The organism is Winogradskyella schleiferi (genome assembly GCF_013394655.1).
Lineage (GTDB): Bacteria > Bacteroidota > Bacteroidia > Flavobacteriales > Flavobacteriaceae > Winogradskyella > Winogradskyella schleiferi.
The window spans coordinates 824832-837880 of record NZ_CP053351.1 but is presented as its reverse complement, the minus strand read 5'-3'; the positions used below and the strand labels follow the sequence as shown (position 1 = coordinate 837880).

Genomic DNA, 13049 nt, shown 5'->3' with positions numbered 1-13049 from the left:
GAATTCTTAACTGAATGAATGACTTCTCTTACCGTTTTAGAGAGTTTAACTACCAAGAAATCACAGGATATATACGACCGTTCCTAGTAATTACTATTGGGAAGCTGTTTAGAGTAGATGCTCATATGTATCAGATACTAACAAAACCTACATACGCTCTGGAACTTCAATTCCTAAAACCTGAAACGCGTTTTTGATGGTTTGACTAACCAATCTTGATAAATCAACTCTAAAACGTTTTTCGATATCTGAATCCGCTCCAAGAATAGATACGTTTTGATAGAATGAATTAAATTCCTTTACCAAATCGTAAGTATAATTCGCAATCAATGCAGGACTATGCTGTTCTGCGGCATTTTGAATCACTTCTGGGAACAACTCTAATTGTTTGATGAGTTGTTTTTCTTTTTCATGAAGAGACACTTCGACTGTGTTCAGTGTGACGGTATCGTCAATATGAGCTTTTCTTAAAATAGACTGAATTCTGGCATAAGTGTATTGAATAAAAGGGCCTGTATTTCCTTGAAAATCGATAGACTCTTTTGGATCGAACAAAATTCGTTTTTTAGGATCTACTTTTAAAATGTAATATTTTAAAGCCCCTAAACCAATAGTTTTATAAAGTGCTTTCTTTTCGTCTTCGTTATAGTCTTCAAGCTTTCCTAATTCTTTGGAAATCTCTTCAGCCGTATCTGCCATTTCATGGATCAGATCATCGGCATCTACAACGGTACCTTCCCTACTCTTCATTTTTCCGCTTGGCAAATCAACCATGCCGTAACTTAAATGGAACAGATTTTTTGCCCAATCGAATCCTAATTTTTTCAAGATTAAGAACAACACTTTAAAATGGTAATCCTGTTCGTTTCCAACGGTGTAAACCATACCGCCAACATCTGGATAATCTTTTATGCGCTGAATCGCTGTACCAATATCTTGGGTCATATAAACCGCCGTGCCATCGCTACGCAATACAATTTTTTCGTCCAACCCATCTTCGGTTAAATCGCACCAAACCGAACCGTCATCTTTTTTGAAAAAGACACCTGTCTTTAAACCTTCGGCTACGAATTCTTTTCCTAAAAGGTAGGTTTGACTTTCATAATAGTATTCATCAAAATTGACACCAATATTTTTATAGGTCTCTTCAAATCCGTCGTAAACCCAATTGTTCATTTTTTCCCAAAGGGCGACAACTTCTTTATCTCCAGCTTCCCATTTAATCAACATCTCTTGGGCTTCTAATAAAATTGGTGCGTTCTTCTTAGCCTCTTCCTCAGATTGACCTTGAGCCATTAATTCTGAAATCTCTACTTTATAAGCTTGATCGAACTTCACATAATAATTCCCTACCAACTTATCCCCTTTCAAAGTTTCAGAAGGCGTTTCGTCGTTTCCAAATCTTTCATAAGCCAACATACTTTTGCAAATATGAATACCTCTATCGTTGATAATTTGGGTTTTATAAACTTTCTTTCCAGAAGCTTTTAAAATTTCAGCCACACTATAACCCAAAAGCACATTTCTAACATGTCCTAAATGCAAAGGTTTATTGGTGTTTGGCGACGAATATTCAACCATAATCGCTTTGTCATCCTTTTGTTCAACAAAACCATACTTAGTTTCATCTTTCACGGATTGAAAGAAATCGAGGTAGTATTTATCACTGATTTCGATATTTAAAAAGCCCTTTACAACATTGTAGCCTTTTACCAATTCCACATGATCCAACAAATACTGTCCAACTTGCTCGCCAATTACAGCAGGATTTCCTTTTACCACACGCAACATTGGGAACACCACAACCGTTATATCTCCAGCAAACTCTTTGCGAGTGGCTTGAAATTCTACCGATTCCAATTCCGATTGAAACAACGCTTTTATCGCTGCTTTTACATGTAATTCTAAAGTCTCTTGAAGATTCATAGTATACTTTGTTGTGCCAGTCTGTTGGAAGACAAATTATTTTAAAACGTTGGCAAAGATAGTAGTTTAATTGATTTATAGGAATTCAACGAACACATAATTATTAAACTTTACAAGTCTATGTATTTAACATTTATTTAACGCTAACTAACTAAGAAACAACATTCTAAAAGAAACAAGCATTTCATCGATAAAACAGTAATTCCCCTAAGATTTATGTTTTTTATCGATTGGCACATTTTAAATAATTTTATATTTACCCTTTCATCTAATTTATTGGTATTAAAACCCAATAATTAGCATATTAGGTTACATAATAGCACTTTTGGAAGGCTATTAATCAATGTCCCAAACATTAATGAGGCTTAATAATCAAACATTAACCGCGTTGTTATTGTTTTGTGTTAACTTACTTTTTTTATCCCTCTATAAAAGTTATTCGCACCAAAACAGCGTAATTCGTTTTAACGCTATTTTAAGATGAAGCAGTTACTAACATTAGCTGCTTGTCTTATGTCGTTTGCTCTCTTTTCACAGTCTGAAAAAATAGATGAACTCACGGTACAATTAGCCTATCAAAACGCAGACTCTACAAAAGTGGATATGTCGCTTGTACTCATAAACGAACTTTATGATATTGCGGATTATGACAAGGCTTTGCTATATGTTAAACAAACGTCAAAACTGTCAAAAGAATTAAACTACACCAAAGGACTTGCGGAAAGCAGCTACTTCAGGGCACTCATCTATAGCCAACAAAATGATTATTTTAACGCTATTGATAATTACAATAAATCTAGGGATTATTATTTAAAAATAAGCGATACACTCGGTGTCGCAAAAGTGAGCAACAGTATTGGCCTTATTGAAATTAAACGCGGCAATTATGCCATAGGTTTACAAAACTCATTATCTGCCATCTCAATTTTTGAGAAAAAATATCTTAAAGATGATTTAAGTGCTGCTTATAATAATTTGGCTGAAGCGTACTACAAAACCAATCAGATTGACAAGGCTATTGAATTTAATTTTAAAGCTTTAGAAGTTAGAAAACAGATACAGGATAAAGACGGCATAAAAGCATCAACTAAAAATATTGCAGAACTTTATTCTTTGCTGAAAGAGCACAGAAAGGCTATAGAATATTACGAAAAAGCGCTGGATATTTTAAACCCTAATACCGACCAGGATTTACGAGGCGAAATTCTGCCAAAACTTGGTAGCGAATATTTACGTTTTAATGAATATGAAAAAGCTTCGGAATATTTAATTGAAGGTTTAAAATACAATCGAAAACAAGATAATAAAGAAGGTATTTTAAGAGCTTTGAATGCTATAGGAAATTTAAATCTTCAAAATAAAAAGATAAAGTTAGCCGAAAGACAATTAAACGAAGCTTACGAGATTGCCCAGAAAATAGACAATAAAACGCAGCTTCTGGAAAATTATAAACTTCATATTGCATTAGATTCCACTCGTGGTTATTTTCAGAATGCATTTTTCTGGCAAAATAAATTCTACGGCTTAAGAGATTCATTGAATCGTATCAATCAACCTGTATTTCCAACAAATATTGATCCTTTAGATTTAAATGAAATCAAAGCTGATGCTGAAGATAAACCAACTCGTACAGCGCAAGAACCAGCTACTACCTCATCATGGTTTAACAATTCTTGGATTTTATATATAGTTGTTTTAGCTTTCGCTTTATTGTTAGGACTATTAATTTATAGCTTATTACAAACAAAATCGCATAAGGAAGAATTAGATAAACAAAAAGCCAAGTTTACGGAAGAGCAAGCTAGAACCGATGCTATCGTAGAACAAACACATCATTTGGAAGAAGTTAACCAAGTGAAGGACAAGCTTTTTTCTATTGTTTCCCACGATTTAAAAGATTCCATTTCATCTATTAAAGCATTTCTGGATTTGTTAAAAGAAGACAGTATTTCTAAAGACGAATTTTACGAACTGATTCCTGAATTAAGCGAAAATGCCGATAATGCATCGTCTTTGTTATTCAATTTATTGAACTGGTCGAAATCACAACTGCAGAATTTAGAACCAAAACCAGAATTGTTCAATATCCAAGATGTTTTTCATGCTAAAATCGCTTTGGTGGAACAAAAAGTAGAAGACAAGCGCATTGTATTGATTGACGAATCCCAACGCGATTTTGTTTTTGCGGATCGTAGTATGGTTGAAATTGTGATTCAGAATTTAATCACCAATGCCGTTAAGTTTAGTAGAACTGGTGACGTAATTACCATCTCTAATAACGATGTCAACGGCAAATCATTAATCTGTGTTGAAGATACAGGCGTTGGTATCGCCAAAGAGAATATTGAGAAACTGTTTGCAGCACATAAAAACTTTACAACTGCTGGAACTAAAAACGAAAAGGGAACTGGTCTAGGCTTATCCATTGCCAAAGATCTAGTGGAACTGAATAACGGTAGAATTTGGGTAGAAAGCACGCAAAATGTAGGTAGTAAATTCTTTGTTGAACTGCCAAAAGCGGAATCTAAAGCTTAATTTAGAATTTAGAATTTAGAATTTAGAATTTAGAATTTAGAATTTAGAATTTAGAATTTAGAATTTAGAATTTAGAATTTAGAATTTAGAATTTAGAATTTAGAATTTAGAATTTAGAAGATTAGCGAAGACGAAGCAACCTTACGACTAAATAGCGTAAAACTTATCATCAAATCTTTTCACAACAAATAATTTAAAAACCCCGAAATCACACTATTTCTTTAAAGTTTACGATTTAGTTATATCCGACTCCCGTAATTCAAAAATCGTAATTCGTTAATCCCTGGGCAAAAACACCTCTGCCATCATACAGCGTGCACTTCCGCCTCCACAGGTTTCAATGGTTTCTAAGGAACTCGAAAGGATAGGACAATACTTTTCAATAGTTGAGATTTGGTTTTGTGTTAAACTTTTATGCGCAGCTTCACTCATCACTAGATAACGCTGATCCTCCTTACCTCTTAGTTGCAACATATTTCCAGCAAATTGATGCATTTGAGCTTCAGTTATAGAAATGATTTCCTTACCATCTTGCTTTAAGTGTTTCACCACGTTTTTACGCTCTTTTTTGTCGTCAATAGAATCCAAACAAATCACGGCAAAGTTTTCCGCCAAACACATCATCACATTAGTATGGTATATTGGCAGTCGCTTCCCTTCCACAGTTTGGTTGGCGGTAAAAATGATTGGGGTAAATTCAAAATCTTCGCAGAACTCTATAAATAAATCCTCATCAGCTCTAGGAGATAATGCACAATACGCTTTTCTATTGACGCGATCTAAGGCCACACTTCCTGTACCTTCTAAGAAGTAACCTTCAAGCTCGGCAGAGGTGTAATCAACAATATTTTCAATTTTAAAGCCTTCATCTTCCAATCGAATGAACACTTCATCCCGACGCTCACGTCTTCTATTTTCAGCAAACATTGGGTATTTTGCCACATCGCCATTGGCATGAAAACTCACCCAATTATTAGGAAAAATTGAATCTGGAGTATCATTCAATTTATCATCGTCTTCTATAATAACATTAATACCAGCAGCTTTCAACTTATCTGCAAAAGCATCAAATTCGTCTTGGGCTTTGGCATTAATTTCAGCATTTTTTAAATCTAAATCTTCTTGAAAATAATTATTGACAGCGGTTTGTTCATTCATCCTGAAATTAACAGGACGAATCATTAAAATGGTATTTGTGGTTTGTTGCATGTAAGTTAAGTATAGGGTTATAAAATTTGCGCAAAGTTATAGTTTTTAAAGGTGAGTTATATTAAAACAATTATAAAATTAGTGTTGTTTTTCTAACCAATTTATAGCGTCATCTCTTAATCTAAAAGTTTTGATATTCCAATTATTACTTTTATTCATGCTAATTAAGAAATTAGTAGATACTTTAGCATTAAAACCCTCTACAACAACCGCCATAGCTTTTATTTCTTTAAGACTAGCAATTACCATTTGAGCTTTAAACGTATATGCATAAGCATATTTTTTATTAACCAAGAGCGAAAACGGTGCTTCTAAATGAGTAAGCAAAAATTCATGGTATTCTCTTACCATCTCTAGATCCATTAGGACTTCATCGTTTATTATAACTTCGGCAAGATTGTCCTTTAAGATTATAATTTCACCAAAGCTTAACTTATAAGTTTTCATATTAATAAATATAAGTAAATTTAGAGCAAATTTGCTGACATGAAAAAACTCTTCATTCTATGTGTTCTTATTTATGCTTGTAATGATAAAACAGAAAAACCAGATTTAGAGCCCCAAAAAGTCACCTTGGATTTTACAACGACTTTTGAGAAAAGTGACGGTTTAGAAACGGCAACTTACCAAGAAACTATCGGTTTTTATCATGATTTAGCAAAAACCTATTCTGAAATTTCAATCCAAGCCTTTGGCGAAACCGATTCCGGAAAACCGCTTCATCTGGTGACGTTGAACATGAATGGTTCTGGTGCTGATTTTGAAAACTTAAGACAAAACAACAGAATTTTATTCATAAATAATGGCATTCATCCTGGAGAATCTGATGGCATTGATGCGACGATGATGCTTTTTAGGGATATCGCAGAAGGAAAAGTTGAAGCTCCAAAAAACACGGTTGTGGTTACTATTCCTATTTATAATATAGGAGGAAGTTTGAATCGGAATTCCACAACACGGACCAATCAAAACGGCCCAAAGGAATACGGCTTTAGAGGCAATGCCCGAAATTACGATTTGAATCGGGATTTTATAAAAGCAGACACCAAAAATGCACGAACCTTTTCACAAATTTTTCATTTAGTACAACCTGATGTTTTTATCGATAATCATGTGAGCAACGGAGCAGATTACCAATATACGTTGACGCATTTATTTACGCAGCATAATAAATTAGGTGGTGCGCTTGGTTATTTTATGCAATCCAAAATGATGCCAATACTGGAGCAAAAACTACAAGCAAAATCTTGGGATATTACGCCTTATGTTAATGTGTACAATCGCAAACCAGACGCTGGATTTACGCAATTCTTAGATACGCCAAGATATTCCACTGGTTACACCACATTATTCAACACCTTGGGCATGATGGTAGAAACACACATGTTAAAACCATACAAACAACGTGTGGAAGGCACTTACCAACTAATGAAGAGCATGATTGAAATTATTGAAGAACAAGGCGATAAAATTGCTCAACTCAGAAAAGAGCAAGCTGGAATTTGGTCCGCTGGGAAACGCTATCCATTAATTTGGTCTGTGGACACCACAAAAACATCAACCCTAAAATTTAAAGGTTACGAAGGCGAAATGATTCCGAGTGAACTAACTGGAGCCAAACGCTTAAAATATGACAGATCGAAGCCATTTACTAAAGACATTAACTATAAAAATTTTTTCAAAGCTACAGATTCTGTCACTATCCCAAAAGCTTATGTCATTCCACAAGGTTGGCATCATATTATTGCGTTATTAAAGTTGAACAATGTGGAATTGACACCATTTAAAAACGATACCACGCTAACCGTGGAGACCTATAAAATAGGCGCTTATGAAACCCGAACATCGGCTTACGAAGGTCATTATCCACATTACAACACAACCGTAAATACTACAGAGGAAAATATACAGTTTAGAAAAGGAGATTATCTTATTTCCACGGATCAAAAAGCCCTTCGGTATTTACTGGAAACTTTAGAACCAACCGCTCCAGATTCATTTTTTAACTGGAATTTCTTTGATACCATTCTACAACAGAAAGAAGGCTTTTCACCTTATGTTTGGGAAGACAAAGCAGAACAGCTTTTAAAAGAAAACCCTAAACTTCAAATAGAATACAATGTAAAAATCAGCTATGATGAAGATTTTGCCAACAATTGGTATGCACAATTAGATTGGTTGCATAAGCAGAGTAAACATTATGAAGCGGCTCATATGGTTTATCCTGTTTATCGTGTGAAACAAAATTAAAATTATTAAAAAACGAGAGTAGCTTCCTTTATATTGGGCCTTAATTATTTCAGTAAAATCTGATCTAATACATAGGTCTTAAGATTGCTAAATGTTTTGAAATAAATTTCATCCTATAATCATTATCAGGTGCGCTAAGAACACTAATCAACTAGAATAAAAAAATGCTCTTTAACTCTATAGATTTTGCCATATTCTTACCAATCATTTTTATTCTATACTGGTTTGTCACTCACAAAAACTTAAACCTACAGAATTTACTCATTGTTGCCGCAAGCTATGTTTTTTATGGCTGGTGGGACTGGCGATTTCTGTCTTTAATTCTTTTTAGTACGCTAATCGATTATGTTGTTGGTATTAGTTTGAGTAAACAGAACAATGTAGCTAAAAGGAAACTTTTGCTTTGGACAAGTATTTTGGTAAATCTTGGATTTCTTGGTTTCTTTAAATATTACAATTTCTTTCTCGATAATTTTATAAGCGCTTTTTCATTTTTTGGCACCCAAATCAATGCCAATTCCCTGAATATCATTTTACCTGTTGGTATTAGCTTTTATACTTTTCAAACATTGAGCTACACTATTGATGTTTACAAACGAAAACTAGAGCCGACCAAAAACTTTATCGCTTTTGCGGCATTTGTTAGTTTCTTTCCTCAATTAGTCGCAGGACCCATTGAGCGTGCCACAAACCTATTGCCTCAATTTTACAAAAAACGTCATTTTAAATATACAAATGGCGTGGATGGCATGCGACAAATACTTTGGGGCTTATTTAAAAAAATAGTCATTGCCGATAATTGTGCACAATATGCAAATATAATTTTCGATAACTCTGCTGACTATTCAGGAAGTACGTTCGTTTTGGGTGCAGTTCTGTTTACGTTTCAAATTTATGGCGATTTTTCAGGGTATTCAGATATTGCCATAGGTGTTTCACGACTGTTCGGGTTTGATTTAAAACAAAATTTCGCGTTCCCTTATTTTTCAAGGGATATTGCCGAGTTTTGGAGACGCTGGCATATTTCACTTTCTACCTGGTTTAGAGATTACCTCTACATTCCATTAGGTGGTAGTCGTGGTGGAACTTGGATTAAAATCCGGAATGTATTTATCATTTTCCTTGTTAGTGGATTTTGGCATGGTGCCAATTGGACATTTATAGTTTGGGGCGCACTTAATGCTTTATATTTTATACCTATTCTTCTCACTAATAATAACAGAAAGCATTTAGATAGTGTTGCGCTAGGAAAACTATTCCCAAGCTTTAAAGAAGTCGCATTAATGCTGTTAACTTTTGGGTTAACCGTTCTTGGTTGGATATTTTTTAGAGCCAATTCTATGGAACATGCTGTAAATTATATATCAAGAATAGTCTCTAAAACATTATTTACCATGCCTGAAATACGTTCTAAAGACCTTATTCTAATTCTATTTTTTATTTGTGTTTTAATGCTTATTGAATGGTTGGGGAGAGAAGGTCACCATGCATTGTCACATATTTATAAAATTAAAAAACGCTATTTCCGATGGTCTTTTTATTTTTTGATCGCCTTAATGATTTTTATTTATCAAGGTAAACAGCAGGAATTTATATATTTTCAATTTTAATTATGGTAACATTTCTTAAACGTACTATTTTATTCATGTTCATTTTCTTGAGCTTAATTGTCTTGATTGTCATAGGAACGTCAATATTGGAAAGAAAAACAATAGATTTTCAGCTACAGCAAAAACCAAATTACATTGTTGTTGGCCATTCACACTCTGAATGCGCTTATAATGATTCTCTCATCCCAAACTTAAAAAACCTTTCTCAATCTGGCGATTCCTATCTCTACAGCTATATCAAAACGAAGCAAATTATAAAGCACAACCCATCAGTAAATGTCATTTTTATCGAATTCACAAATAATCAAATAGAACGAGACATAGAGGAATGGATTTGGAGCGACAAATTCATCACTTATAAATATCCAATGTATGCTTCATTCACCAGTATCAATGAGAACTTACTATTATTTAAACACAACCCTAAGGCATATACCAAAGGACTCGGACTTTCTTTGAAAATGAAATCTACCAGATTTTTTAAAAATGACGCTGACTATTTGAATCAACTTGGTGGTTATTTATATTTAGAAAGAGACAAAACAGATTCTATATTAAACGCCGATGTCGGTTCAAACAACAAACCGACAGTTATTTCCAAAGGAATTTCTGAAATCAATTTATCTTACTTAGATGCGTTAATAAAGTTTTGTAAAGCAAACGAAAAAAGAGTGGTGCTAATTAGAAGTCCACAACACGAAAAATACAATGAATATCAAAATGAAAAAACATATCAAGAACTTCTAAATACGAGATACGCGACTGTTGAATACTTAGATTTTTCAAATTTTCCACTTTCCAATTCAGAGTTTGGAGATTTACAACATTTAAACCATAAAGGAGCGAAAGTATTTTCAGAATGGTTTGCTACTTTGTTAGAAAATGGCCTTTTGGAAAAGCGAAACAAACAGGATTACATAGATGAAAACATGAATCAACATCTCAAGAATTAATTATGGGAGCTTGGGGAACAGGAATTTTACAGAATGACACAACGGCCGATATTTGGGCTGAATACAAGCATTTATATAACCTCGGTCATAGTAGCACTAAAATTAGAAAACAGTTAGAGGAACAATACCATCCAGAAAATGATGACGACGTGTTCGCCGATTTCTGGACAGGTATAGCGCATAGCCAATGGATGTGTGGCGCATTAGAACCCGAAACAATTCTAAAGGTAAAAGCGTGTATTAAAACTGGTAAAGGTTTAGATCTCTGGAAGGAAACTAAAAAAGATTATAAAAAACGGGTAGACGCATTAACCATCTTTGTTCAAAAAATTCAAACACCTCGAAAAACTCCTTTAAAGCGGAAAAAAATAATCTTCTGTCCAGCCTATTTTAATAGAGGCGACATTGTTTCAATTCAACTAAAATCTAATCAATTTGCCTATGGCTTGGTGTTTGAAAAAGATGACGATGACATAGATGGAGGTAACAGATTAGCCTTTAGTGCTCTTGTTAAAGACACCGAAGTTTCAATTGAAGAATTCATGAATTCGGAAGTCATGTATTTAGATATAGGAGGAGAAACCAGCTATAATCAAGGCTATTTTTGGTGTGATTTTCAAGCCCGAAACATGAAAAGAAAAATAAAGCAAACAAAGGTCATTGGTAATATTTCTATTGACGACTATTTAGAGCTTTCTAATACCATGCCATATGGAGACTGGAACAACATAAATGATTTATATACTGAGCAACTGAAGTTTCTAAAAGACAACGCCACAAAAAAGCCGTTTAGCATTTCGTTTAGGGATTTTATTAAAGTAGAAAATCGAGAGTTTCAATTAAAACTTGCCAAACATGCCAATGAACTTTGGCGAGCGCAATTAAAGAAATTAAATGCACAATGATTCTTAAAACTTACTTCTATGATAATGTTCTGTTTATTTTAAGAACCAAGTTTATTCCAAAAGCCTCTCAAAAGCTTTGCTAGTCATCTTTTGCAACGATCGCAAATAATAAATCTTCTCCAAAAAACATCTAATAATAATTTAATAAACTTTGTGAAACCAATCAAAAAATAGTATAATTTTGTTTAAAATTATAATAGCGTAACGCGCTCTAAATGAAAAAATACATTGTTGTAAATCAACCTGAAAAATGGAACTTTTCAATTGATAACATCACCGTAATTTCCTCCCAAGATTATCTTACAAATCCGAAGTATGCCCAATTAAAAACCGCACGAATATTTAATTTGTGTAAGGACTACTCCTACCAATCTAAAGGTTATTACGTCTCGCTTTTGGCAGAAGCCAGAGGTCATTTACCAATTCCGACCACAAAAAATATTGTTGATTTAAAGGCCTTGAAACTCGTTAGAATTGTTTCCGATGAGTTTGACGATGTCATTCAACAAAGCCTAAAAAATATAAAGTCACAAGATTTTACTTTAAGTATCTATTTTGGACAAAATGTGGCGCAGAAATACAAAAACCTGAGCGCGCTTTTTTATAAGCATTTTCAAGTCCCATTTTTGAGAGTAAATTTTAACCATACCACAAAATGGAACATACAGAGCATTAAGGCTATTTCAGAATCTGAAATTCCAGAAGAACATATGTCCAGTGTCCACGAATTTGCCAATCAATATTTTGCAAAAAAACGTTATGACACGGCCAAAGTTGCTAATCACGATTTTGATTTGGCGATTTTGGTCAACCCAAACGATCCTGCACCACCAAGCAACCCTAAAGCCTTAAAAAAGTTTATAGAGATTGCTGAAAAGATGAACATTTATGCCGAAATCATTGAACCTAAGGATTTATCGCGCCTATCCTCTTTCGATGCCCTGTTTTTAAGACAAAGCACCGAAGTAAATAACGAAGCTTACACCTTTGCGAGAAAAGCACAGCAAGAGGGCATTGCCATAATCGATTATCCAGATGCGATTCTAAAATGCTGCAATAAAGTGTACATGGCAGAGGCAATGAACAACGCAAATATTTCAACTCCAAAAACAGTCATTGTGCATAGTAATAACCGTAATGCTGTTCTGGAACAAACAGGATTGCCTTGTGTATTAAAAGCGCCAGATTCTACATTTTCATTTGGAGTGAAAAAAGCAAAAACTAAAGCAGAATTTGACGTCTTAGTTACTGAAATGCTTAAAGAATCTGACCTAATAATCGCACAAGAATTTTGCCCTTCGGACTACGACTGGCGAATCGGCATTATTGACAACAAGCCTTTTTACGCTTGTCGCTATTATATGGCAAAAGGCCATTGGCAGATTTATAACTGGAAAGCCGAAGACAAAAATGAACAAGATGGCAATGCAGATTGTTTGCCTATTGAAGAGGTTCCAAAAAACGTAATTGATATCGCTTTAAAATCGGCAAAATTGATGGGTTTGGGATTGTATGGCATTGACATTAAAGTGGTAGATGGCAAATTAATGGTTATTGAAATCAACGATAATCCAAACATCGATTTTGGTGTAGAAGATGACTACTATGGCGATTTGATTTATACCGAAATTCTTTCAGCATTAAAAAAACGACTCGATTAA

Annotated in this window: 9 protein-coding genes; 6 read left to right on the top strand and 3 right to left on the bottom strand. The window is 34.1% G+C overall.

Annotation, left to right across the window (positions count from 1 at the left end; all coding sequences use genetic code 11):
* Positions 1-147: 147 nt before the first annotated feature.
* Positions 148-1926 carry an arginine--tRNA ligase gene (gene argS / locus HM990_RS03695; protein ID WP_178987647.1) on the bottom strand — a complete coding sequence of 593 codons (1779 nt, stop codon included), beginning with the start codon at positions 1924-1926 and terminating at the stop codon, positions 148-150.
* Between the two features lie 480 nt (positions 1927-2406).
* Between argS and HM990_RS03690 the strand changes: the two genes are divergently transcribed.
* Positions 2407-4461: a tetratricopeptide repeat-containing sensor histidine kinase gene (locus tag HM990_RS03690; RefSeq protein WP_178987646.1), complete on the top strand. Its 2055-nt coding sequence runs from the start codon at positions 2407-2409 to the stop codon at positions 4459-4461.
* 276 nt (positions 4462-4737) lie between these two features.
* Here HM990_RS03690 and ctlX read toward each other — a convergent pair whose 3' ends face one another.
* Positions 4738-5670: a citrulline utilization hydrolase CtlX gene (gene ctlX, locus HM990_RS03685; protein WP_178987645.1), complete on the bottom strand. Its 933-nt coding sequence runs from the start codon at positions 5668-5670 to the stop codon at positions 4738-4740.
* A 78-nt stretch (positions 5671-5748) separates the two neighbouring features.
* Complete coding sequence (locus HM990_RS03680; RefSeq protein ID WP_178987644.1) at positions 5749-6117, bottom strand: DUF7793 family protein; 369 nt, start codon at positions 6115-6117, stop codon at positions 5749-5751.
* Between the two features lie 39 nt (positions 6118-6156).
* On the opposite strand from HM990_RS03680, the gene HM990_RS03675 reads away from it, so the two are divergent.
* From HM990_RS03675 to HM990_RS03655, 5 genes are all read left to right on the top strand, one after another.
* Positions 6157-7920 (top strand): M14 family metallopeptidase, encoded by a 1764-nt coding sequence (locus tag HM990_RS03675; RefSeq protein ID WP_178987643.1) that lies wholly within the window; start codon positions 6157-6159, stop codon positions 7918-7920.
* A 164-nt stretch (positions 7921-8084) separates the two neighbouring features.
* Positions 8085-9530, top strand: a complete 1446-nt coding sequence (locus HM990_RS03670; RefSeq protein ID WP_178987642.1) for an MBOAT family O-acyltransferase — start codon at positions 8085-8087, stop codon at positions 9528-9530.
* A 2-nt stretch (positions 9531-9532) separates the two neighbouring features.
* On the top strand, positions 9533-10483 hold the full coding sequence (locus HM990_RS03665; protein WP_178987641.1) for a hypothetical protein: 951 nt from the start codon (positions 9533-9535) through the stop codon (positions 10481-10483).
* 2 nt (positions 10484-10485) lie between these two features.
* Positions 10486-11388: a hypothetical protein gene (locus tag HM990_RS03660; protein WP_178987640.1), complete on the top strand. Its 903-nt coding sequence runs from the start codon at positions 10486-10488 to the stop codon at positions 11386-11388.
* A gap of 215 nt (positions 11389-11603) precedes the next feature.
* The gene (locus tag HM990_RS03655) at positions 11604-13049 is read left to right on the top strand and encodes a RimK family protein (RefSeq protein WP_178987639.1); all 1446 of its coding nucleotides are present in this window, start codon (positions 11604-11606) and stop codon (positions 13047-13049) included.

What these genes read in the sequence shown, in the direction of transcription:
- argS (WP_178987647.1), bottom strand. Translation starts at nt 1,926, where the DNA reads ATGAATCTTCAAGAGACTTTAGAATTACATGTAAAAGCAGCGATAAAA.
- HM990_RS03690 (WP_178987646.1), top strand. Translation starts at nt 2,407, where the DNA reads ATGAAGCAGTTACTAACATTAGCTGCTTGTCTTATGTCGTTTGCTCTC.
- ctlX (WP_178987645.1), bottom strand. Translation starts at nt 5,670, where the DNA reads ATGCAACAAACCACAAATACCATTTTAATGATTCGTCCTGTTAATTTC.
- HM990_RS03680 (WP_178987644.1), bottom strand. Translation starts at nt 6,117, where the DNA reads ATGAAAACTTATAAGTTAAGCTTTGGTGAAATTATAATCTTAAAGGAC.
- HM990_RS03675 (WP_178987643.1), top strand. Translation starts at nt 6,157, where the DNA reads ATGAAAAAACTCTTCATTCTATGTGTTCTTATTTATGCTTGTAATGAT.
- HM990_RS03670 (WP_178987642.1), top strand. Translation starts at nt 8,085, where the DNA reads ATGCTCTTTAACTCTATAGATTTTGCCATATTCTTACCAATCATTTTT.
- HM990_RS03665 (WP_178987641.1), top strand. Translation starts at nt 9,533, where the DNA reads ATGGTAACATTTCTTAAACGTACTATTTTATTCATGTTCATTTTCTTG.
- HM990_RS03660 (WP_178987640.1), top strand. Translation starts at nt 10,486, where the DNA reads ATGGGAGCTTGGGGAACAGGAATTTTACAGAATGACACAACGGCCGAT.
- HM990_RS03655 (WP_178987639.1), top strand. Translation starts at nt 11,604, where the DNA reads ATGAAAAAATACATTGTTGTAAATCAACCTGAAAAATGGAACTTTTCA.